Below are 21,981 nucleotides of genomic sequence, written 5' to 3' on the forward strand. Positions count from 1 at the left end.
CTTATTTCCTAGCCAAAAAGTCTTCATCGGAACCCGGTACGGTATCACCGACATTGTCGGCGTCGTGCAAGGCGACGGTGGTGGGAATCGGCGACGGCAGGCCGAAGGTGGTGGCACCCTCTTCCGCCGCGCTGACGGTGGAACGGAACATGGCAAACAGCTCGCGGCCCATGCCGACGTGGTTCGGCGACAAGTCCGCCGTTACCAGCGAACGGGCGTGCCAGACGTCGGCCGGCACCAGCGCTTCCAGGACGCCGGTAAACGCGTCGAGGCGGATGATGTCGCCATCGCGCACCAGGCCCAGCGGGCCGCCGGCGAGGATTTCAGGCGAGACATGGATGGCGGCCGGCACCTTGCCCGACGCGCCCGACATGCGGCCATCGGTGACCAGCGCCACCTGGCGACCCGCATCCTGCAGGTTGGCCAGCGCAGGGGTCAGCGCATGCAGTTCCGGCATGCCGTTGGCGCGCGGGCCCTGGAAGCGCAGCACGGCGACGAAGTCGCGGTCCAGGGTGCCAGCCTTGTAGGCGGCCATGAACGCTTCCTGCGAATTGAACACCAGGGCAGGCGCTTCGACCGTGCGGTGCTGCGGCTTGACGGCCGAGACCTTCATCACGGCGCGGCCCAGGTTACCTGCGACCAAGACCATGCCGCCGTCCGGCGCGAACGGCTTCGCCGCCGGGCGCAACACGTTTTCGTCGGCGCTGGCGGCCGGTGCATCTTTCCAGAAGACCTTGCCGTCTTCGCCCAGGAACGGTTCCATGCAGTGCGCGCGCAAGCCGTGGCCGAGGATGGTATTGACGTCTTCGTGCAGCAAGCCCGCATCGAGCAGTTCGCGGATCAGGTAACCGGTGCCGCCAGCCGCGTGGAAATGGTTGACGTCGGCGTCGCCGTTCGGGTAGATACGCGTCAGCATCGGCACGATGGCCGACAGCTCATTGAAATCATTCCAGTCGATGACGATGCCGGCTGCCTTGGCGATCGCCACCAGGTGCAAGGTGTGATTGGTCGAGCCGCCCGTGGCGAGCAAGCCCACGACGGCGTTGACGATACATTTCTCGTCAACGATATGACCGACTGGCAAGTAGCTGGCGCTTTGCGCCGTGATGCCGGCAGCGCGCTGGGCCGCAGCTTTGGTGAGCGCATCGCGCAGCGGCGTGTTCGGCGTGATGAAGGCGGCGCCGGGCAAGTGCAGGCCCATCACTTCCATCAGCATCTGGTTGCTGTTCGCCGTGCCATAAAAAGTACAGGTGCCGGCACCGTGGTAAGCCTTGCTTTCACCTTCGAGCAAGTCTTCGCGCGTGGCCTTGCCTTGTGCATACAACTGGCGCACCTTGGCTTTTTCCTGGTTCGACAGGCCCGACGTCATCGGACCTGCCGGCACGAAGACGGCCGGCAAATGGCCGAAGTGCAGCGCGCCGATCAACAGGCCCGGCACGATCTTGTCACACACGCCCAGGTACAGGGCCGCATCGAACATATTGTGCGACAGCGCCACAGCCGTCGACATGGCGATGGTGTCGCGCGAAAACAGCGACAACTCCATGCCCGGCTGGCCTTGCGTCACGCCGTCGCACATGGCGGGCACGCCGCCGGCGAACTGGGCCACGGCGCCCACTTCGCGCACGGCTTGCTTGATGATTTGCGGGAAACCTTCGAAGGGCTGGTGCGCCGACAGCATGTCGTTGTACGAGGACACGATGGCCACGGAAGGCTTCTTGTATTCCTTCAGCGACAGCTTGTCGTTGGCAGGAAAGGCGGCAAAGCCATGCGCCAGGTTGGTGCACGACAAAGCGCCGCGCTGCACGCCCTGGATGCGGGCCGCATCCAGATGCGCCAGGTAGGCGCCGCGCGATGGCCGGCTGCGCGCGATGATGCGCGCTGTTACGGATTCGACTACTGGATGCAGCGCCATATGAATTTCCTTAAAAATGAGTATTTCGTGAAATTTTACTACAAAATGATCGCGCAGAAGCACTCTTGCAGTGGCCAGCGACAGAAATAATGCATTTTTACACGACCTTTCAAGGCAAAACAACAACGCCCCACATCCATTCGTCTCGCTTGCTTCTCTATTACAGCAAGCATAAAACCCCAAAAAAAATACCAAAAATGCCATATTTCCGCATAAACTGTAGTGAAATTACCTTTTTCTAATGTATTATTCCCACACCAAGGCCGGCACGTCCGTTCGCCAGAATGAATGCGCCGCGCTCCTTTTAACCGAGACAAGCACCCAAGCCGACCGCCATGCGCCAGCCAGCACCTACTCCTGCCATCACCGCCACCGCCAGTTTCCAGTCCCTGCAAACGCACAGCGCCAGCCTGCGCGAGGTGCATCTGCGCCAGCTGTTCGCGCTCGATCCCGCGCGTTTTTCCAGCATGACAGTCGATGCGGCAGGACTGCTGCTCGATTACTCGAAGAACCGCGTCGACGCCACCGCCATGGCACTGCTGATGGACCTGGCACGCGAGCGCGGTGTGGAAGCGCAGCGCGAAGCGATGTTTACAGGCGAGAAAATCAATCTTACCGAACATCGGGCCGTTCTGCATACCGCCTTGCGCGCACCGCGTGGCACCGCCCTGGTGGTCGATGGCCAGGATATCGACGCTGACGTGCAAGATGTGCTGCAGCGCATGAAGGCGTTTACGGACAAGGTACGCAATGGCAGCTGGCTCGGCTACACCGGCAAGCCGATTTGCGACATCGTCAACATCGGCATCGGCGGTTCGGACCTGGGCCCGAAAATGGCCTGCCTGGCACTGCGCTCCTACGCCAACCCGGGCCTGGAAATGCACTTTGTATCCAACGTCGACGGGCACGACATGGAAGCGACCTTGTCCAAAGTCGATCCCGAAACTACCCTGTTCATCGTTGCATCGAAAACCTTCGTCACGGCCGAAACCATGCTCAACGCCAACACGGCGCGTGCCTGGTTCCTGCTCGAAGGCGAAGAAAAGGACTTGGCGCAGCACTTCGTGGCCGTCTCGACCAACGTGCAAGCGATCGTCGATTTCGGCATCGCGCCGGAAAACATGTTCCCGTTCTGGGACTGGGTCGGTGGCCGCTATTCCGTCTGGTCCTCGATCGGCCTGGCCGTGGCCCTGTCCGTGGGCTTTGAATACTTCAGCGATTTCCTCGCCGGCGCGCATGCGATGGATCAGCACTTCCGCCAGGCGCCACTGGAGCAAAATATGCCCGTGCTGCTGGCCATGGTGGGCTTCTGGAACCGCCAGTTCCTCGACTGCGACTCCGTTTCCATCGCCCCCTATCACCAGGACTTGAGCCGCTTTGCCGCCTACTTGCAACAACTGGACATGGAAAGCAACGGCAAGCGCGTCACCAAGGATGGCCTGCCCGTCGACGTGCCGACCGGTCCCGTGATCTGGGGCGATTGCGGCACGAATGCGCAGCACGCATATTTCCAGCTGCTGCACCAGGGCAGCGACATCACGCCCATCGACTTCATCGCTGCCCTGCGCGCCACGCACGATTTGCCGGGCCACCATGACGCCTTGCTGGCTAACTGTTTCGCCCAGTCGGAAGCCTTTATGACGGGCAAGACGGGCGACGAAGTGCGCATGGACCTGCAGGCGCAGGGCTTGCCGGAAAGCGAAGTCGAGGCGCTGGTGCCGCACAAGACCTTCCCCGGCAATCGCCCCAGCAATACGATTCTGATGGACCAGCTGACCCCGACCACGCTGGGCGCCCTGATCGCGCTGTACGAACACAAGACGTTCGTGCAAGGCGTCCTGTGGAACGTCAACAGTTTCGACCAGTGGGGCGTGGAACTGGGCAAGGTACTGGCCAAGAAAATCCAGGCCGAACTGACGGGAGTAGCCCGTCCCGAACACCACGACAGCTCAACGAATGGCTTGATCGCCCTGGCCAAGGCCGCAAAAGCCGCATATTAAAGAGAGATAGATGAATATTTACGAGATCAAGGCAGTCAGCGACAAGCCCATGCAAGTGGGCGAATGCCCGCTATGGCATGGCAAGGAAGCGGCCCTGTACTGGGTCGACATCGATGGCCGCGCCGTACATCGTTTGCACCCGGCCAGCGGCCAGCAGGCGCAATGGAGTATGCCGACGGAGCCGTCGGCACTGGCTATCAATGCCGGAGGCGGTCTGATCGTGGCCTTGCGCAGCGGCTTCGCCCACCTCGACACCAAGACAGGCAGCTTGGCGCAAATCGCTCCCGCGCCATTCGACGTTGCCACCACGCGCTTCAACGATGGCAAGGTCGACCCAAGCGGCCGCTTTTGGGTTGGCACGATTTTCGAACCACGCAGCGCCGCTGCAGCAGAAATGTTTGTGCTGGAAAAAGGGCAGGTACGCAAGGTCTGGTCCGGCGGCATGACGGTATCGAACGGCCTCGGCTTCAGCCCGGACGGGCGCACCATGTACCACTCAGATACCACTACGCACCGCATCGATCGCTTTGATTTCGATGCAGCCACGGGAGCTATTTCCGAAGCGCAACCATTCCAGCGCTTCTCCACCGACAAAAAAGCGGCGGACTATGGCGGGCGCCCGGACGGCGCGGCCGTCGACAGCGAAGGCAATTACTGGTCGGCCATGTTTGAAGGTGGAAAAATTTTACGCTTCGCCCCCGACGGCCACCTGCTGGGCGAAATTACCGTGCCCGTGCGCTGCCCTACCATGGTGACGTTTGGCGGCCCCGACCTGCGCACCCTATACATCACCAGCGCCAGCCACAACCGCTCAGCTACCGAGCTTGCCGACTATCCGCTAACGGGCCACGTGCTGTCCGTGCGCGTGGACGTGGCGGGCCAGCCGGAAACGCCGTACCAGGCGTAACAATACCGGGGTCAAACCCTCAATAATAATACCGGGGTCAGACCCTCAATGCCGCCAACTCAGGGGCTTGTGCTGTCGCCCCGGGGGTCTGACCCCAGCTTTTCCGCCCCCGGGGGGTCTGACCCCAGCTTTTCGACCTTGGGTTGAAATTACCGGGCCAGCACTTTGCGGATGGTGTCAGCCAATTCCGCTGCCACAAACTTGGCCACATAACCGTCTGCGCCCACGCCCTTGACGTGGTCTTCGTTGGTCGAGCCCGTCAAAGACGAGTGAATCACCACGGGGATGTTGGAGAAGCGGCCATCGTTCTTGATGTTGCGCGTCAAGGTGAAACCATCCATTTCCGGCATTTCCAGATCCGTCAGCACCAGCGCGACCTTGTCTTTCGCCGTCTTGCCTTCGGTCGCCGCCTGGGCCGAGATCGCCTGCAGGCGCTCCCATGCTTCCTTGCCCGTCTTGGTCATGATGAACGGTACGCCCATCGCTTCAAGACCCTTTTCGATCAGCGAGCGGGCCAGCGAGGAATCATCGGCCGCAAGGATCACGGCACCGGCCGGCAAGCGCACTTGCGGGCCGATACTGTTCTTGTCCACGTCCGGGTCGCCCGACGGCAGCACGTCGCGCAAGATTTGCTCTACGTCCAGCACTTGCGCCAGGCGCGTCTTGTCCGTGTCGCCATCGAGGCGCGCGATACTGGTGACGAGGCCGCCACCGACGCTCGATTCGGCCGACAGCACCTGATTCCATTCCAGGCGCACGATTTCATCGACCTCTTCCACGGCAAACGCCTGTGTCGAGCGGGCAAATTCGGTCACCATCAGGATCTTCAAGCCGCTGCTCTTGCAACCGACCGCCATCGGCAAGTCGATCACGGGCACGATCTGGCCACGGATATTGACCACACCGAGCATGTGCGGGTGCGAACCGGCGACTGCGGTGATGGCCGGCATTTCCATGATTTCACGGACTTTGAACACATTGATGCCGAACAGTTCGCGGCTGGTCGAGTGATCACTGGTGCCCAGCTTGAACAGGAACAGTTCGAATTTGTTATTGCCTGTCAGGCTGGTGCGTTCATCGACATCTTGCTGCATTGAATTCATTGTGTCCCCTTGAGCCGTCATGTAAAGTTAAGCTGCCTACCCGTGATGCTGCTGGCAGCGCCAACTACACGTCGCACGTACGCCGGACGGCGGGTTCGGGGCATGGCCGGCGCTGCGTTTCAGTGTAGTTCGTACGACCAATAGTTGCTATCGTTTTCGGCTCCAATTATACGGTTTTTTACTTTCCTTAAAGCTACTTTACGCTGCCAACAGCGATCCTGAAAGCATTTCTTGACTTGCTTGTTGCTACAACGCAAATGATGATGAAGAGAATCGAAAATTTCCCTGGCAACCATGGTAGCTTTGAAAAGTCCGCTGCCAAGCGTGCCCGCGTACCTGCACCGGCGAACGGCATATAATGCGCTTGCGAGCGCCAATGGCAAGCAGACAGGGCTAAACTGCGACGCCAGACCATGGGATGTAGTAAAATTTCTTGCAATTGCCTGTTCTGCGTAGTAAATTTACACCATCGAATATAGTAGCGACAGACTGGCACTTCCGGTCGGCCTCCTCCCCGTTCCGGCTCTTTTACTTTTGCGACGACACTCACTTATGGCACTTACCGATTTTGACCTGGTCCTGTTTGGCGGCAGCGGCGATTTAGCAATGCGCAAGTTGCTGCCTGCAATGTATGCGCGCGACGTCGCCAACGATTTGCCGCCGACGGCGCGCATCATCTGCGTGGGCCGCCAGGACAGCGGCCAGGATGCGTTCTTGAACATGGTGGAGAGCAACTCGCGCCCCCATATCAAGGCCAGCACCCTCAATGCCGCCACCTGGAGCAAGTTTTGCGCGCGCATCGTGTATGTGTCGCTCAACGCCAGCGATGCGGCCACGTACGCGCCGCTGGTCGAAGCGCTGCGCGGCGATGCCGACCTGACGCGCGTGTACTACCTGGCCACGCCGCCGCACCTGTTTGCCTTGATCTGCGATAACTTGAAAGACAACGGCCTGGTGACGCCGAATTCGCGCGTCGTACTGGAAAAACCGCTGGGCCGCGACCTGGCCAGCGCCAAGCAGATCAATGCTGAAGTGGGCAAAGTCTTCCAAGAGTCGCAGATCTACCGTATCGACCATTACCTGGGCAAGGAAACTGTGCAGAACTTGCTGGCCCTGCGCTTTGGCAATATCCTGTTCGAGCCGCTCTGGCGCCGGGAATGGATTTCCGACGTGCAGATCACCATCGCCGAGAAACTGGGCGTAGGCAACCGCATGGGTTATTACGACACCTCGGGCGCACTGCGCGACATGCTGCAAAACCACTTGCTGCAACTGCTGTGCATCGTCGCCATGGAACCGCCGACCTCAATCGCACCGGACGCCGTGCGCGATGAAAAGCTGCAAGTGCTGCGCTCGCTGAAAAAATTCACGCCCACTACCCTGGCGCAAAACATCGTGCGTGGCCAATACCGCGCCGGTCACGTCGACGGCGCCACCGTGCCGAGCTACCGCGACGAGCCGGACGCGCCAGAGCATTCGCGCACCGAGACTTTCGTCGCGCTGAAGGCGGAAATCGACACCTGGCGCTGGGCTGGCGTGCCGTTCTACCTGCGCACGGGCAAGCGCATGGCCGACAGCCTGGCCGAGATCGTCGTGCGCTTCAAGCAGATCCCGCACTCGATCTTCAACCAGCCGACGTCCAGCTTCCAGCCGAACTGCCTGGTGATCCGTCTGCAGCCGGACGAAGGCTTGCGCATGAATCTGATGGCGAAAACCCCGGGCGACGGCATGCGCTTGAAACCGGCAGAACTGGAACTCGATTTCCGCGAATCGTTCAAGACCCCGCGCATGGATGCCTACGAGCGCCTGCTGCTCGACGTCCTGCGCGGCCAACTGACCCTGTTCATGCGCGGTGATGAACTGGAAGCGGCCTGGGAATGGGTCGAACCGATACTCGAGAACTGGGAACAGAACGACAGTGCGCCGATTCCCTACACGGCCGGTACCTGGGGTCCGGCTGCGGCCAGCGCCCTGATCGGGCGCGATGGCTTGCAGTGGCGTGAAGAGGCCTTACCCGAGGATTAACAGGCAACGCCATAGCCTGCCCTTGCAAGGCCATACCGTAACGCAGGCGTGGAGCGGTGCTCCACGAAATCCCTGTTCCACTGCTTCTTGAAGACTGGGACCGTGAATATCTGACTAAAGCCAGGACGGCAGAAATGCCGGGGTCGGACCCTGAGGGTCCGACCCCGGAACTTGCTTTTGGGGTGAAGAAGGACGCCAACTCAACGGGCATTAAGCCAGAAAATTAATCAATGCTACTCGACTCCATCCGCACCCAGCTCGATTCTCTCTCCAAGTCGGAGAAAAAGGTCGCGCTGGCCGTGCTTGACCAGCCTAACCAGACGGTCAGCCAGAACATCACCGCGTTGGCGAAAAGCGCGCAGGTGTCGGAACCGACCGTGGTGCGCTTTTGCCGCACCCTGGGCTATGACGGCTGGCATGAATTCAAGCTCAAGCTGGCGCAGGGCCTGGCGCTGGCCATGCCCGGTGCGAACGAGCAGCCGACGCAGGACGACTTGGCAGCAGATCTGGTAAATAAAATCTGCAGTCGCTCGATCAACACCCTGCTCGACCTGCGCAACAACCTGAACCCGGAAGCGATCCAGCGCGCGCTCGACATCCTGTCGCGCGCCAGCAAGATCGAATTCTATGGCCAGGGCACGTCGGGCATCGTGGCGGCCGACGCGCAACACAAGTTCTTCCGCTCGGGCGTGCCGACGGTCGCCTACAGCGACCCGAACATCCACAGCATCGCCGCAGCCCTGCTGCGCGGCGGCGACTGCCTGGTAGCCATCTCGCAGCGCGGCAACAGCCCCGCCCTGGTGCGCTCAGTGAAACTGGCGCGCCGCGGCGGTGCCGACGTCGTCGTACTGGCGCCATCGGGCACGCCGCTGGCCGACCTGGCGACCGTGCTGATCCCGATCGACTTGGTATTCAATACCGATCCCTACACACCGATTTCCGCCCGCCTGGCCTACCTGGTGGTGATCGACGTGCTGGCCGTGGGACTGGCCCTGCAGCGCGGGCCAGAATTTCGCAAGAAGATGCAGAACGCGCAGAAGGCGCTGCAGGAATTCGACATGCAGTTCGACTCTTTTATTGGCTAGATGGCATAAATCCGGGGCCCGACCCGGCGGGTCTGCCCCCGGCTCCCAATTTTTGGGGGGGCAAGACAAGCGTTCCCTCCCGCCACGGATACCGCCTGCTTTACCCCAAAAGCCACAACTGGGGTCGGACCCTGAAGGTCCGACCCCGGCACTTTAGCCCTTGGGTTAAAAGCGCCGCCACCGTCCCGCATTCGGTACAATAGCCTGGCAAGCCCTTTCACTTTCTCCCGAGCAGCCATGAACCAACTCGAACAACTCAAACAATTTACTACCGTGGTGGCCGATACCGGCGACTTCCAATCGATCCAGGCTTACACGCCACGCGATGCGACGACGAATCCTTCGCTGATCCTGAAGGCCGTGCAAAAGGACGAATACAAGCCGCTGCTGGAAAAGGCCGTACGCGACCATCCGAACGCCTCCACCAGCGAAATTATCGACCGCCTGCTGATCGCGTTTGGCGTGGAAATCCTGCAAATCATCCCCGGGCGCGTCTCCACCGAAGTCGATGCGCGCCTGTCGTTCGACACCGCAGGCACGGTAGCCAAGGGCCGCGACCTGATCGCCCTGTATTCGAACGCAGGCATTGCACGCGAACGCGTACTGATCAAGATCGCCGCCACCTGGGAAGGCATCCGCGCAGCGGCCATCCTGGAAAAGGAAGGCATCCGCTGCAACATGACCCTGCTGTTCTCGCTGGCGCAGGCCATCGCCTGCGCCGAAGCGGGCGCGCAGCTCATCTCGCCCTTCGTTGGCCGCATCTACGACTGGTACAAGAAGTCGACGGGCATCGATTACATGGGTGCGGAAGACCCGGGCGTGCAGTCGGTCCGGCGCATCTACAACTACTACCGCAAGTTCGGCTACCAGACTGAAGTCATGGGCGCGAGCTTCCGCAACACCTCGCAAATCCTCGAACTGGCCGGCTGCGACTTGCTCACCATCAGCCCCGACTTGCTGCAAAAGCTGGCCGACAGCGAAGCGCCGGTGGAGCGCAAGCTGAGCGCCGAAGCGGCGCCATCGGCCAGCATCGTGCACATGACGCTCAACGAAGAAGCCTTCCGCTTCATGATGAATGAAGACGCCATGGCGACGGAAAAGCTGGCCGAAGGCATCCGCGCTTTCTGCGTCGATTCCGGCAAGCTCAAACAGATGATCGCGGCGCTGCGTTAAGCGCCGATGCCTGTTGCAAAAAGCGGCCTCCGTGCAGTGCACGGCGCCGCTTTTTTTTACGCGATGGCATCGCGCACACGAGCAATGGCGCTAGAATAAAGCATCGCCACCCATCGCCGCCGCATGTCTTTTACTTCATCTGCCATCAGCATACGACTGGGACGCCGCGCCCGTGCCCGCATCGCCGAAAACGGCTTGTGCGCGCTTGACGTCGCCATCGTCCCCGCCGCCGCAGGCGGGCCGAAAGGCTTGATCCTGCACCAGCTCGATTGCTGGATGTTGCGCGACTTTCTGCCACAGGCGCCGCGCCCCCGCCACTTCGTCGGCGCCTCGATCGGCGCCTGGCGCATGGCCGCCGCCGTATTGCCCGACCCGCTCGCCGCGCAGCGCCGCCTGGTGCGCGAATACGTGGGCCAGCGCTATCCCGACAAACCCGATGCGACGCACGTCAGCCGCACCTGCCGCGCCCTGCTCGACGCCGTCCTCGATGGCCAGGATGCGCAGCTGCTGTCGCATGCGCAGCATAGCCTGTCGGTGCTGGCCGTGCGCGGTATCGGCGCGCTGGCACAGCCGGGAAAATGGCGCGACCGGCGCGGCTTCCTGCTCGCAGCAGCCGGCAATATGATGGCGCGCACACGTCTGGCCGCCTCACTGGAGCGCGTGGTATTGCATGCCGGGCCCGATGGCGCCAGTTGGCTACGCTCGCGCTTCGATGCCGTTCATACCCATTTCGTCCCGCTGGCGCAAGACAATCTGCGCGACGCACTGCTGGCCTCCGCTTCCATCCCGCTGCTGCTCGATGCAGTAACGGACATCGCCGGCGCACCGCCCGGGCGCTACTGGGACGGTGGCCTGGTCGACTATCATTTGCACTTGCCATACCAGCGCGAACCGGACCTGGTACTGTACCCGCACTTTGCCGAGCACATCGTGCCGGGCTGGCTGGACAAGGCCATGCCGTGGCGCCACGCGCGCAGCGGCGATAGCGCACTCGACAACATGATCCTCGTCTCGCCCTCGCCTGCCTTCGTGGCCAGCCTGCCCAATGGCAAACTGCCGGACCGGCGCGACTTCCGCCATTACGGACAAGACCATGCGGCACGCATGCGCGACTGGCGCCGCGCCATCGCAGAAAGCGAGCGCATGGCGGCCGCTTTCGCCCGCTGGGTGGAGCAGCCGGACTTGCGCCAGGCGGGCGAGCTGTAGCACGGGCGTGGCTGCAACAGTGAGCAAAACAGGATGTTTTTTCGCTTACCTATTGGTCACTTATCAGTGCATACTATGTTGCACAGGCAAGCTTAATCCCTCTGCGACAGGAGTCTCACCATGCACGCTCTCTCCCATCTTCGTATCGGCATCCGCCTGGCTGCAGGCTACGCCCTGGTGCTCCTGCTGTGCGTGATCTCCACCTCGTACGCGCTGTACAGTGCGCGCGTGAATACCGACGCGACCCGGGAAATGATGGAAAAACCGCTGGCCAAGGAACGTCTGATATCAGACTGGTATGTGCTGATTCACTCGGCCATCGCGCGCACCTCGATGATCGCGCGGAGCACGGATGAAACTCTGTCGAGCGTCTTTGCCGACACCATCGCCGACAGCAGCAAGCAAGGCGCTGAGCTGCTCAAGCAAATCGAAACCCTGCTCGTCAACGAGGAAGAAAAAGCCATCTTCAAGTCCTCCCTCGAGATACGCGTCAAATACCAGGATGCCAAGACCTCGGTGATGAACGCGCGCAAGGGCGGCAACGCGGCCCAGGCGGAAAGTATTTACAACGCCAGCTTTGCCCCGGCGGCGGCCAGTTACCAGAGCAACGTCAAGGCCCTGCTGGCGCAGCAGCGCAAGGCCATCGACGACACGGCGCACGCCATCGAAACGGCCAATGGACGCAGCTTCACCCTGTTGTTGTTGCTGTGTGGGCTGGTGGTGGCCTTGGGCAGCATCTGCGCCTGGCTCATCACGCGCTCAATCACCGTGCCCCTGCAAGCGGCCGTGAAGGTGGCCGAGACGGTCGCTGCGGGCGACTTGCGCACGCACTTCGGCGCGGCGGCCCGCGATGAAATCGGCGACCTGATGCGCGCGCTGCACGGCATGAACGAGGCACTGCGCAAGGTCGTGTCGGAAGTGCAGACGGGCACCAACGCCATCGCCACGGCATCGGGCGAGATCGCCGCCGGCAACCAGGATTTGTCGTCGCGCACGGAGCAGCAAGCCAGTTCACTGGAAGAAACGGCGTCGTCGATGGAAGAATTGACCAGCACCGTGAAGCAGAATGCCGACAATGCGCGCCAGGCCAATCAGATGGCGGTCGCCGCGTCTGGCGTGGCCGAACGCGGCGGCAGCATCGTCAGCCAGGTGGTCGATACCATGGGTGCGATCGACACGGCATCGACGAAAATCGTCGACATCATCGGCGTCATCGATGGCATCGCCTTCCAGACCAATATCCTGGCATTGAACGCGGCAGTCGAAGCGGCGCGTGCCGGTGAACAGGGGCGCGGCTTTGCCGTCGTCGCCACGGAAGTACGCAGCCTGGCGCAGCGCTCGGCGGCGGCGGCACGTGAAATCAAGACCCTGATCGGCGACTCGGTAGATCAGGTCAACAACGGCACGCGGCTGGTGCAGCAAGCTGGCAGCACCATGGGCGAGGTGGTCGACAGCGTGCGCCGCGTTACCGACATCATGGCCGAGATCACCGCCGCCAGCGCCGAGCAAAGTCTGGGCATCGACCAGGTCAACCAGGCTATCGCGCAGATGGATCAGGTAACGCAGCAAAATGCGGCCCTGGTGGAAGAAGCGGCAGCGGCGGCCGAAAGCATGCAGGACCAGGCGGCACGCCTGGCGCAGGTGGCGGCCGGTTTCCAGCTCGAACTCGTGGCCACGGCAGCGCCAGTGCGCGCCGCGCGACCTGCCAGCACCCAGCTGGCCAAGCCGGCGGCCAGGAGCGCGCCCGCCAGGCAGCCAAGCACTGCGGCCAAGAGCACGCCCGCTGCGCGCAAGCCCCAGGCAAACGTGGCTGGCGAACAGGATTGGGAAGAATTTTAAGGCGGGAGGACCAGTTTAAACGGGCAGCTTAAACAGACAACTTAAACGGCCAGCTTAAACAGTAATGCCGTTCAGTTAGTGTATTAGTGATGCTATTTTTAGCCCAAGAACGAGGACAGGGGTCGGACTCTGAGGGTCCGCCCCCTGCTCTTTGCCTCTGGGGTTAGCGAATTTACTGGCGCTCATAAATCACGCCAAAATCCTTAACTGAACGGCATTACAGCTTAAACAGACAGTTTAAGCTGGGCGGACTGCGCCTTGGTGCGCGAGGCGCCGTGTTTCAGGCGGCACGGGACAGCAGCGACGGCAATACATGGTGCGCCTGACATGGTTCCACGGCGCACTAGCAGCTTCTAATCTTCCAGGAACATTTGCTGCAGGTCGTTCAGGAAGCGCAATCCCAATGGCGTCGGGCCGATGATCTGGTGGTCGCGGTACAGCAAGCCTTTCGCTTCCGCAGCATTGAGCGGTTTGTCGATGGCGTTGATGGCCAGGCCAGTGCGCTCGGCGAACAGGTTGGGCGCAAAGCCCTGCGTCAGGCGCAGGGTGTTGAGCATGAATTCAAAACCCATTTCCTCGCGTGCCAGCTCGCGCTCTTCCTGCACCGGCTGACCCGCCAGTACCGCGTCCATATAGGCGCGCGGCTGCTTGTAGCGTGCCTGGCGCAGGACGCGGTGCGGGAACGAGATTTTTGAATGTGCGCCCGCGCCGATGCCCAGGTAGTCGCCGAACTCCCAGTAATTGCGGTTGTGGCGCGCCTGCCGGCCCGGCTGCGCGTAGGCCGACACTTCGTAGCGGCCATAGCCGGCCTGCGCCGCGCGTTCTGCCACCATGTCGGCGATGTCGGCGCTTTCGTCGTCGTCCGGCAGCACGGGCGGGTACTTGGCGAACAGGGTGTTCGGTTCGAGCGTCAGGTGGTACAGCGACAGGTGCGGCGGCGCGAACGACAGCGCCGTTTCCAGGTCCTGCTGCGCCTCTGCCAGCGTTTGCGTGGGCAGCGCGTACATCAGGTCGAGATTGAAATTGTCAAAGTTGGCGTGCGCGATTTCGACCGCGCGGCGCGCTTCGTTGTCGTCATGGATACGCCCCAGCGCCTGCAGATGGCGGCCATTGAAGCTCTGGATGCCGATCGACAGGCGGTTGATGCCGCTGGCACGGTAAGACTTGAATTTTTCCGCTTCAAAGGTGCCGGGATTGGCTTCCATGGTGATTTCGCAATTACCATCGAGCGGCAGCAGGGTGCGCACGTCCGACATCAGGCGCTCCAGTCCCGCCGCCGACATCAGGCTGGGCGTGCCACCGCCTATGAAAATGGTGTGGATCTTGCGGCCCCAGATCAGCGGCAGCGCCATTTCCAGGTCCAGGCGCAGGGCTGCCAGGTATTGCGCTTCCGGAAAGCCATCGCGCACTTCATGCGAATTGAAGTCGCAATACGGGCATTTTTTCACGCACCACGGGAAATGGATGTAGAGCGACAGCGGCGGCAGGGCCGTCAGGTTCAACGCGCCCGGCTGCAGGTACTTCAGCGCCGCGCCCGCCGCGCCGGAAATGCCTTCCTGCGGCGCGGGCGAGACTGCCGCCTTGGCGCCTGATTTGGCAACCGCACCGACCAGTTTGATCGGGATCATCGCAGGGTCCGCAACTTGTCGACCAGCGCGCGCAAGGCCTGGCCCCGGTGCGATAGCGCGTTCTTTTCATCAGACGTCAGTTCGGCCGCGCACTTGCCCAGCGCGGGAACAAAGAAATGCGGATCGTAGCCAAAACCGCCCTGGCCGCGCGGCGTCGCAATCATCTCGCCATTCCAGCGGCCATCGGCGATCACCGGCTGCGGGTCGTCCGCATGGCGCACGTACACCAGCACGCAGTAGTAATACGCGCACTTGTCGGCATGCGCTTCCAGGTCGGCGATCAGCTTGGCGCTATTGGCAGCGTCCGATTTCGGCTCGCCCGCATAGCGCGCCGAATACACGCCAGGGGCGCCGCCGAGCGCATTGACGCACACGCCGGAATCATCGGCTAGCGCCGGCAAGCCGGTCAGGCGGGCAGCGTGGCGCGCCTTTTGCAGGGCATTTTCCACGAAGGTGTGGAACGGTTCGTCGCTTTCCGGCACGGCGTACTCGCCCTGAGCATGGACGGAAAAACCGATGGTCGAGAGCAGCTCGTTGAATTCCTTGAGCTTGCCGGCGTTATTGGAGGCGAGAATGAGGCGTTGGGTCATGTCAGTAGTCCGGTTGAGGTGCCGACATTGTAAACCTTTTGCGTCCCCCTCACCGCGCCGCGCCGCTGCCGAAAAAACGGCAGCGGCAGGCTTTTTGCCGCGCGCGGCGAAGAAATAGCTGTCACTCCACGTCAGGATTACAGTCCCAGCGCCTGCTTCTGCATGACGATAAGATCGGCAATCCCACCGTGTGCCAGATCGAGCAAACGGTTCATGCCGGCGCGGTCAAAGGCGGCGCCTTCGGCCGTGCCCTGCACTTCGATGAAGTGACCGGCTTCCGTCATCACCACGTTCATGTCCGTGTCGCAGCCCGAGTCTTCCACATAGTCGAGGTCCAGCACCGGCATGCCCTGGTAGACACCCACCGAGATGGCGGCGACAAAGCTTTTCACGGGGATGGCGGCAATCGCGCCGCGCGCCTGCAGTTGGGAAAAAGCGTCATACGCGGCCACCATGGCGCCCGTGATCGAGGCGGTGCGCGTGCCACCATCGGCCTGGATGACGTCGCAATCGAGGTGCAGGGTGCGTTCGCCGAACGCTTGCAGATCAAAGGCGGCGCGCAGCGAGCGGCCGATCAGACGCTGGATTTCCTGCGTGCGGCCAGACTGCTTGCCGCGCGCCGCTTCGCGATCCATGCGCGTGTGCGTCGAGCGTGGCAACATGCCGTACTCGGCCGTCAACCAGCCCTGGCCCTTGCCCTTCAGGAAACCCGGCACCTTGTCTTCGATGCTGGCGGTGCAGATGACCTTGGTGTCGCCGCACTCGATCAGCACCGAGCCTTCGGCATGCTTGGTGTACTGGCGAGTGATGCGGATGGCGCGCAGCGCATCGACGGCGCGGCCGCTCGGGCGGGATTCAAATGTCATGGCGGGTGTCCTGTGTGATTGGAGTTGCGGCGCCGATTTTACCACTGCGGCGCCATCACACGGTGCAGACCGGGCTGCACACAAGATCCCTACAATCCTGCCCCGCCAAACACAATTTTCTTTACAATGCGGTAAAACGCACAGTAACCAGCAATTTTCAGGCCATCGCGCACTTTGGGCTTGTTTTGCGGCGCCGGCGGTATTGCCTGCGCTGGCTGATTAAGTGTATAAGTGACTGTATATAAGACCAAATCGGGGAATCCTTTGAGCATTTCAAGCATGACAGGCTACGCGGTTGCCACCAGCGAAGGGGCTGCAGGCACACTGACAATTGAAATCAAGAGCGTCAACTCGCGCTTTCTCGACCTGCAATTCCGGATCAACGATGATCTGCGGGCGCTGGAGCCTGACCTGCGCGCCGCCGTCATGTCTGCCATCACGCGTGGCAAAGTCGAGGTACGCCTGAGCTTTGGCCGCAAGGCAGCGACAGCCGGCACGCAGGCGCTGAACTTGCCCCTGCTGGCCGAACTGGCGCGCCTGCAAAACGAAGTGGGCCAGCATTTTGTCTCCGCCCCCGTCATGACGGTGGCCGAACTGCTGCGCTGGCCGGGCATCATAGAAGAAGCGCAAGTGGGGCAAGAGTCCTTGCAGGCGGACGTGGCCGCGCTGACCCGCCGCACCGTGACTGCCTTCGTCGACAGCCGCAAGCGCGAAGGTGCGGCACTTGAAACTGTGCTGGTGTCGCGCATCGAGGCGATGGAAGCCATCGTCAAGCGCATCACGCCATTGATTCCGCAAGTCGTGGCGGCCTTCCAGCAAAAAGCCATCGAGCGCATGCAAGATGCGCTAGGCCTGGCCAGCCAGGGCTCGAATTCGGCCCTCTCGCGCCAGGACGCCATGGAGCGCATACGCCAGGAAGTCATTTTGTACGGCATTCGCATCGACGTTTCGGAAGAACTGGCGCGCCTGTCGGCCCACCTGGGCGAAACGCGCCACATCCTCACCAAGGGTGGGCAAGTGGGCAAGCGCCTCGATTTCATGATGCAGGAACTCAATCGCGAAGCCAATACGCTGGGCGCCAAGGCTTCCGTCAAGGAACTGGCGGACGCCTCGATGGACTTGAAGCTGCTGATCGAGCAGATGCGCGAACAAGTGCAGAACCTGGAGTAAGCGATGAGCACGCCGCGTACATTGATACTCGCCTGCGCCACCGTGGCGCTGCTGGCAACCGGCGCGCAGGCGCAAACGACGCAGCAGCCATCGCCGTACGCGATCGAAAGCTGCACGTCCGGCTGCTTTATGCTCAAGGAGCGCGGCGCCGCCATCTACACGGGCGCCGATCCCGCTTCCTATCGCATCTGCTCGCGCAGCAACTTGGGCGCGGAAGTGTCCGTCGACAACACTGTCGTACGCCTCAATAACCGCGACTGCACCGATGTGAATGGCCGCACCATCATCCTCAATACGGGCGAAATCGCCCTGGGTCGGCTGCCACGCTGAGGCTGCTCTGGACGGTTTGTTTTTTATCATGCCGCAGGCAGGGACTGGCTCAGCGCCTTGCCTCTTGGTAAAATACCGGATTGGGCGCCGCCTGCGCAGGCATCGGCGCCATCACACGCCTATTGAAAGATCCGCATGAGCCACCCTACCGCCTTCTCGGGCAGCCTGTTCGTGGTTGCCGCGCCATCGGGCGCCGGCAAATCGACACTGGTCAACGCATTGCTGGCGCAAGAGCCAGGCATTAAATTGTCAATTTCGACGACCACGCGCGCGCCCCGTCCGGGCGAGCAGCACGGCCGCGAATACTACTTCACGACGGCGGAAGACTTTATTGCGCGCGCCGACCAGGGCGAATTCCTGGAATGGGCGGAAGTGCATGGCAATTACTATGGCACCTCGCGCATCATGGTGGAACAGCAAATGCTGGCCGGTACCGACATCCTGCTGGAAATCGACTGGCAAGGTGCGCGCCAGGTGCGCAAGCAATTCCCGCGCGCGGCCGGCATTTTCATCTTGCCGCCATCGATCGATGCGCTGGAAGAGCGCCTGAACAAGCGCGGCCAGGACGAGCCGCATGTGATCACGCGCCGTTTGCTGGCAGCCGGCGGCGAAATCGCACACGCTCCAGAGTTCGAGTATGTTATTATCAATGAAGAGTTTACGGTCGCTTTGTCCGAACTGAGCGCGATCGTGAGAGCGGCCCGTTGCCGGTTTGCGCAACAAGCGGCCCGCAACGCATCGCTATTCGCCCAACTGGGCCTGCACGCAGAGTAACGCGTCTGCACGTCAGTTCACACAGCGCCACGCACCACGCATAAAATTTAGGAGTTACTATGGCCCGTATCACAATCGAAGATTGCCTGAAGCAGATCCCTAACCGTTTCCAGCTGACCCTGGCTGCAACGTACCGCGCACGTCAGTTGTTGCAAGGCCACACCCCTAAGGTGGAAGCCAAGGACAAGCCTACCGTTGTTGCCCTGCGTGAAATCGCTGCCGGCAAAGTCGGCATCGAAATGCTGAAAAAGGTCCCGATGTAAGTGGGAACCCGCGTGCCGGAACAGTGCTGATCCCTGGTTCTACCGTATCCTTTATTCACACTGTAAAGCAACGCGACGTTTTATGAGTCTGACCCCAGCCGACACGACTTCTGCAGCACTGCCGCCCTTGGCCCCGCGCCAGGCGGCAAAAACACAGGGCGCGTCCGCGTCCGGTGCCGGTACGTCCACCGGGACCGCCTCCGCCACACCGACAGTCCCCGCCTTGGGCGTGGCCTCGGTCAGCCACCTGGCCGACAAGCTGGCCCAATACCTATCCCCTGCGGACCTGAAAAAAGTCAAGGAAGCCTACCGCTTCTCCGACGAAATGCATCTGGGCCAGATGCGCCGCTCGGGCGAGCCATATATCTCGCATCCGATCGCCGTCGCCGAAATCTGCGCCGACTGGAAACTCGACGCGCAAGCGATCATGGCGGCCCTGCTGCATGACGTCATGGAAGACCAGGATGTCAAGAAGGAAGAATTGATCGAGCGCTTCGGCGCGCCCGTGGCGCATCTGGTCGATGGCCTGTCGAAGCTGGAAAAAATCGAATTCCAGAGCCAGATCGAAGCGCAGGCAGAAAACTTCCGCAAGATGCTGCTGGCCATGGCGTCCGACGTGCGCGTGATTCTGATCAAACTGGCTGACCGCCTGCACAATATGCGCACGCTGGACTTCATGACGGCGGCAAAAAAACGCCGCATCGCCAGCGAAACCATGGAAGTGTATGTGCCGATCGCGCACCGCCTCGGCCTGAACAATATTTACCATGAACTGCAGGACCTGTCGTTCTCGCACCTGTATCCGATGCGTTACCGCACCCTGGCGAAAGCGGTCAAGGCGGCGCGCGGCAACCGGCGCGAAGTGGTCAAAAAGATCATGGAAGCGGTAAAAAGCACCCTCTCCATGGCCGAACTCGAGGCCGACGTCACGGGCCGCGAAAAGACCTTGTACGACATCTATAAAAAGATGCGCAGCAAGCATTTATCGTTTTCGCAAGTGCTGGACGTGTACGGCTTCCGCGTGGTGGTGGGCAGCTTTGCCGACTGTTACGTGACCCTGGGCACCCTGCACAGCCTGTACAAGCCCATGCCGGGCAAGTTCAAGGATTACATCGCGATTCGCAAGCTGAACGGCTACCAGTCGCTGCACACGACCGTCATCGGTCCGTACGGCACCCCGGTCGAATTCCAGATCCGCACGCAAGAGATGCACCGCACGGCAGAATCGGGCGTGGCGGCGCACTGGCTCTACAAGAGCGGCGAATCGAACCCGTCCGACATGCAGCAGCGCACCCATGCATGGCTGCAATCCTTGCTCGACATCCAGCAGCAGACGGGCGATTCGGCCGAATTCCTCGAACACGTCAAGGTCGACCTGTTCCCCGATTCCGTCTATGTGTTTACGCCGAAGTCGAAGATCATCGCCCTGCCGCGCGGCGCCACGGCCATCGACTTTGCCTATTCGATCCATACGGGCATCGGCGACCAGACCGTGGCCGTGAAGATCAACAATGAAACCTCGCCGCTGCGCACCGAGCTGCACAATGGCGATATCGTCGAAATCATCACCGATTCCTCATCGCGCCCCAGCCCCACCTGGCTGTCGTTCGTGCGCACCGGCAAGGCCCGTTCGGCCATCCGCCACCATTTGCGCACAATCAACCTGCCTGAATCGATCGCCCTGGGCCAGCAACTGCTGTCGCAAGCGCTGCAAGCGCTAAACATTGACGCCGAGCTGCCGGCGCCGCTGGTCGAACGCCTGCTCAACGAATCGAGCGCCAATTCCATGGACGAGCTGTACGCGGACATCGGCATCGGCAAGCGCATGGCCACGCTGGTGGCACGTCACATTTTTGGCCTGATCGGCGGCGAAGCGGCCAACATGCCCGTGGAGCACAACAGCGGCAGCGAACTCGACCCCGTCACCATCTGCGGCAGCGAAGGCGTTTCGGTGCAGCTGGCGCCCTGCTGTTTGCCGATTCCCGGCGACCAGATCATCGGCCAGCTGCGCCGCGACCAAGGCTTGCTGGTACACACCAGCGACTGCTCGCTAGCCAAGCGCCAGCGCGCCAAGGAACCGGACCGCTGGATCGCCGTGCGCTGGGGCACGGAACTGAACCGCCGCTTCGACTGCCGCATCAAGGTCCTGATCAACAGCGAACGCGGCATCCTGGCCCGCGTGGCGGCCGAAATCGGTGAATCCGACGCCAACATCATCTATGTGGGCATGGATGAAGACAAGGACAACGTCCTCGACCAGCTGCGCTTTACCGTGCAGGTCAAGGATCGCGTCCATCTGGCCGCCCTGCTGCGCAATGTGCGCCGGGTCGCTGGCGTCAACCGCATCTTGCGCGAGCGCAACTAACTATGGGGTCAGACCCGCCGGGTCTGACCCCAAGCTTACGCCTGCGGCTAATTTCCACGCTCTGCAACATGTCACAAAAAATCCTGATCACCAAGTGCAAATTCGGCATTAATACTGGTGCGCAACTGACTCAACTCTTTCAACGACCAAGCCCGTTGAAAAAGTTCACGATAAGCAGCCCGTACTTCCACCTGACTCCTACCCAAACGCCAATACAGCGGATGCGCAGTCACCAAGCTATCTTGTTCTCCACAAGCGTTACAGTGATAGCTGGACCAACGATACTCTCCTGACAGGTCAACCATTCCAGCGCGAACAGGATTGAGCTCTATATAGCGCTGACAAACAAGTAGGTATACCTCGTCTTGCACCAGGCAAGACTTATAACGGCCATCCCATATGCTTCCAGTCCTTCCGTAACGCCAATTGAAATATTGCGCATAACGCTGCGCCAACGACTTCATTAAACCAGCGGGAGTGGCGGAAGTATCTGCTGACAACAACAAATGCACATGATTAGTCATGAGCACGTAAGCATGGATTTTGCACGGATTCGCTTGCAGCGCCAGGCTCAAATAGGACAAATATCGCAGATAATCTTCTGCATCAAGAAAACATGCTTGCCTGTCAGCCCCCCGCTGCACTACATGCAAGGGCATGCCAGGCAAAAATAAGCGCGCGCCACGGGGCATAGCCAATCCTCACAAAACAAGGAGCCTTCAGTCTGACGAAATACGCCGCT

Annotated in this window: 19 protein-coding genes; 12 read left to right on the forward strand and 7 right to left on the reverse strand. The window is 61.2% G+C overall.

Going from position 1 to position 21,981, the window contains the following annotated elements:
• Position 1: 1 nt before the first annotated feature.
• Positions 2-1,915 carry a phosphogluconate dehydratase gene (gene edd / locus H4V96_RS16250; protein ID WP_196854770.1) on the reverse strand — a complete coding sequence of 638 codons (1,914 nt, stop codon included), beginning with the start codon at positions 1,913-1,915 and terminating at the stop codon, positions 2-4.
• Positions 1,916-2,250: 335 nt separating this feature from the next.
• On the opposite strand from edd, the gene pgi reads away from it, so the two are divergent.
• Positions 2,251-3,915, forward strand: coding sequence for a glucose-6-phosphate isomerase (gene pgi, locus H4V96_RS16255; RefSeq protein ID WP_010400698.1), 1,665 nt, complete (start codon positions 2,251-2,253; stop codon positions 3,913-3,915).
• A gap of 10 nt (positions 3,916-3,925) precedes the next feature.
• A complete protein-coding gene (locus H4V96_RS16260; protein ID WP_010400701.1) occupies positions 3,926-4,822 on the forward strand; it encodes an SMP-30/gluconolactonase/LRE family protein in 897 nt (298 codons plus the stop codon).
• Between the two features lie 149 nt (positions 4,823-4,971).
• Here H4V96_RS16260 and H4V96_RS16265 read toward each other — a convergent pair whose 3' ends face one another.
• Positions 4,972-5,925 (reverse strand): chemotaxis protein, encoded by a 954-nt coding sequence (locus H4V96_RS16265; protein WP_029496595.1) that lies wholly within the window; start codon positions 5,923-5,925, stop codon positions 4,972-4,974.
• Between the two features lie 552 nt (positions 5,926-6,477).
• Between H4V96_RS16265 and zwf the strand changes: the two genes are divergently transcribed.
• The 5 genes from zwf to H4V96_RS16290 all read left to right on the forward strand — a co-directional run bounded on the left by zwf (position 6,478) and on the right by H4V96_RS16290 (position 13,253).
• Positions 6,478-7,950: a glucose-6-phosphate dehydrogenase gene (gene zwf, locus H4V96_RS16270; protein WP_010400704.1), complete on the forward strand. Its 1,473-nt coding sequence runs from the start codon at positions 6,478-6,480 to the stop codon at positions 7,948-7,950.
• A 230-nt stretch (positions 7,951-8,180) separates the two neighbouring features.
• Positions 8,181-9,035, forward strand: a complete 855-nt coding sequence (locus H4V96_RS16275) for an SIS domain-containing protein (RefSeq protein ID WP_010400706.1) — start codon at positions 8,181-8,183, stop codon at positions 9,033-9,035.
• Between the two features lie 237 nt (positions 9,036-9,272).
• The gene (gene tal, locus H4V96_RS16280) at positions 9,273-10,208 is read left to right on the forward strand and encodes a transaldolase (protein ID WP_010400708.1); all 936 of its coding nucleotides are present in this window, start codon (positions 9,273-9,275) and stop codon (positions 10,206-10,208) included.
• A gap of 123 nt (positions 10,209-10,331) precedes the next feature.
• On the forward strand, positions 10,332-11,414 hold the full coding sequence (locus H4V96_RS16285) for a patatin-like phospholipase family protein (protein WP_196854769.1): 1,083 nt from the start codon (positions 10,332-10,334) through the stop codon (positions 11,412-11,414).
• Between the two features lie 120 nt (positions 11,415-11,534).
• Positions 11,535-13,253, forward strand: a complete 1,719-nt coding sequence (locus H4V96_RS16290) for a methyl-accepting chemotaxis protein (protein ID WP_196854768.1) — start codon at positions 11,535-11,537, stop codon at positions 13,251-13,253.
• Between the two features lie 353 nt (positions 13,254-13,606).
• Here the strand turns inward: H4V96_RS16290 and hemW are convergent, their stop codons facing one another.
• From hemW to H4V96_RS16310, 4 genes are all read right to left on the reverse strand, one after another.
• On the reverse strand, positions 13,607-14,881 hold the full coding sequence (gene hemW, locus H4V96_RS16295; protein WP_196854767.1) for a radical SAM family heme chaperone HemW: 1,275 nt from the start codon (positions 14,879-14,881) through the stop codon (positions 13,607-13,609).
• Positions 14,878-15,471, reverse strand: coding sequence for an RdgB/HAM1 family non-canonical purine NTP pyrophosphatase (gene rdgB, locus H4V96_RS16300; RefSeq protein WP_010400715.1), 594 nt, complete (start codon positions 15,469-15,471; stop codon positions 14,878-14,880). Before rdgB ends, hemW begins: the two co-directional genes overlap by 4 nt.
• A gap of 137 nt (positions 15,472-15,608) precedes the next feature.
• Positions 15,609-16,337 carry a ribonuclease PH gene (gene rph, locus H4V96_RS16305; protein ID WP_196854766.1) on the reverse strand — a complete coding sequence of 243 codons (729 nt, stop codon included), beginning with the start codon at positions 16,335-16,337 and terminating at the stop codon, positions 15,609-15,611.
• Positions 16,338-16,426: 89 nt separating this feature from the next.
• Entirely contained in the window at positions 16,427-16,618 is a 192-nt protein-coding gene (locus tag H4V96_RS16310; protein ID WP_128089180.1) for a hypothetical protein, read from the reverse strand.
• On the opposite strand from H4V96_RS16310, the gene H4V96_RS16315 reads away from it, so the two are divergent.
• From H4V96_RS16315 to H4V96_RS16335, 5 genes are all read left to right on the forward strand, one after another.
• The gene (locus H4V96_RS16315) at positions 16,617-17,507 is read left to right on the forward strand and encodes a YicC/YloC family endoribonuclease (protein ID WP_010400718.1); all 891 of its coding nucleotides are present in this window, start codon (positions 16,617-16,619) and stop codon (positions 17,505-17,507) included. The genes H4V96_RS16310 and H4V96_RS16315 overlap by 2 nt on opposite strands.
• 3 nt (positions 17,508-17,510) lie before the next feature.
• On the forward strand, positions 17,511-17,837 hold the full coding sequence (locus H4V96_RS16320; RefSeq protein WP_196854765.1) for a hypothetical protein: 327 nt from the start codon (positions 17,511-17,513) through the stop codon (positions 17,835-17,837).
• A gap of 135 nt (positions 17,838-17,972) precedes the next feature.
• Positions 17,973-18,611, forward strand: a complete 639-nt coding sequence (gmk, locus tag H4V96_RS16325) for a guanylate kinase (protein WP_010400722.1) — start codon at positions 17,973-17,975, stop codon at positions 18,609-18,611.
• 59 nt (positions 18,612-18,670) lie between these two features.
• Positions 18,671-18,874 (forward strand): DNA-directed RNA polymerase subunit omega, encoded by a 204-nt coding sequence (gene rpoZ / locus H4V96_RS16330; protein WP_010400723.1) that lies wholly within the window; start codon positions 18,671-18,673, stop codon positions 18,872-18,874.
• 82 nt (positions 18,875-18,956) lie between these two features.
• Positions 18,957-21,239 (forward strand): bifunctional (p)ppGpp synthetase/guanosine-3',5'-bis(diphosphate) 3'-pyrophosphohydrolase, encoded by a 2,283-nt coding sequence (locus H4V96_RS16335; RefSeq protein ID WP_196854764.1) that lies wholly within the window; start codon positions 18,957-18,959, stop codon positions 21,237-21,239.
• Positions 21,240-21,310: 71 nt separating this feature from the next.
• On the opposite strand, the gene H4V96_RS16340 is transcribed toward H4V96_RS16335, so the two are convergent.
• Positions 21,311-21,931 (reverse strand): transposase, encoded by a 621-nt coding sequence (locus H4V96_RS16340; protein ID WP_196854763.1) that lies wholly within the window; start codon positions 21,929-21,931, stop codon positions 21,311-21,313.
• Between the last annotated feature and the right edge of the window lie 50 nt (positions 21,932-21,981).

The sequence above is a fragment of the Janthinobacterium sp. CG_23.4 genome, from assembly GCF_029892305.1.
Lineage (GTDB): Bacteria > Pseudomonadota > Gammaproteobacteria > Burkholderiales > Burkholderiaceae_D > Janthinobacterium > Janthinobacterium lividum_D.

Bases quoted from the DNA above. Each gene is read 5' to 3' on its own strand.
- hemW (WP_196854767.1), bottom strand. From the start codon at position 14,881: ATGATCCCGATCAAACTGGTCGGTGCGGTTGCCAAATCAGGCGCCAAG.
- H4V96_RS16340 (WP_196854763.1), bottom strand. From the start codon at position 21,931: ATGCCCCGTGGCGCGCGCTTATTTTTGCCTGGCATGCCCTTGCATGTA.
- zwf (WP_010400704.1), top strand. From the start codon at position 6,478: ATGGCACTTACCGATTTTGACCTGGTCCTGTTTGGCGGCAGCGGCGAT.
- H4V96_RS16265 (WP_029496595.1), bottom strand. From the start codon at position 5,925: ATGAATTCAATGCAGCAAGATGTCGATGAACGCACCAGCCTGACAGGC.
- tal (WP_010400708.1), top strand. From the start codon at position 9,273: ATGAACCAACTCGAACAACTCAAACAATTTACTACCGTGGTGGCCGAT.
- rpoZ (WP_010400723.1), top strand. From the start codon at position 18,671: ATGGCCCGTATCACAATCGAAGATTGCCTGAAGCAGATCCCTAACCGT.
- pgi (WP_010400698.1), top strand. From the start codon at position 2,251: ATGCGCCAGCCAGCACCTACTCCTGCCATCACCGCCACCGCCAGTTTC.
- H4V96_RS16315 (WP_010400718.1), top strand. From the start codon at position 16,617: ATGACAGGCTACGCGGTTGCCACCAGCGAAGGGGCTGCAGGCACACTG.
- H4V96_RS16335 (WP_196854764.1), top strand. From the start codon at position 18,957: ATGAGTCTGACCCCAGCCGACACGACTTCTGCAGCACTGCCGCCCTTG.
- rdgB (WP_010400715.1), bottom strand. From the start codon at position 15,471: ATGACCCAACGCCTCATTCTCGCCTCCAATAACGCCGGCAAGCTCAAG.
- H4V96_RS16310 (WP_128089180.1), bottom strand. From the start codon at position 16,618: ATGCTTGAAATGCTCAAAGGATTCCCCGATTTGGTCTTATATACAGTC.
- H4V96_RS16275 (WP_010400706.1), top strand. From the start codon at position 8,181: ATGCTACTCGACTCCATCCGCACCCAGCTCGATTCTCTCTCCAAGTCG.
- edd (WP_196854770.1), bottom strand. From the start codon at position 1,915: ATGGCGCTGCATCCAGTAGTCGAATCCGTAACAGCGCGCATCATCGCG.
- H4V96_RS16290 (WP_196854768.1), top strand. From the start codon at position 11,535: ATGCACGCTCTCTCCCATCTTCGTATCGGCATCCGCCTGGCTGCAGGC.
- H4V96_RS16320 (WP_196854765.1), top strand. From the start codon at position 17,511: ATGAGCACGCCGCGTACATTGATACTCGCCTGCGCCACCGTGGCGCTG.
- H4V96_RS16260 (WP_010400701.1), top strand. From the start codon at position 3,926: ATGAATATTTACGAGATCAAGGCAGTCAGCGACAAGCCCATGCAAGTG.
- H4V96_RS16285 (WP_196854769.1), top strand. From the start codon at position 10,332: ATGTCTTTTACTTCATCTGCCATCAGCATACGACTGGGACGCCGCGCC.
- gmk (WP_010400722.1), top strand. From the start codon at position 17,973: ATGAGCCACCCTACCGCCTTCTCGGGCAGCCTGTTCGTGGTTGCCGCG.
- rph (WP_196854766.1), bottom strand. From the start codon at position 16,337: ATGACATTTGAATCCCGCCCGAGCGGCCGCGCCGTCGATGCGCTGCGC.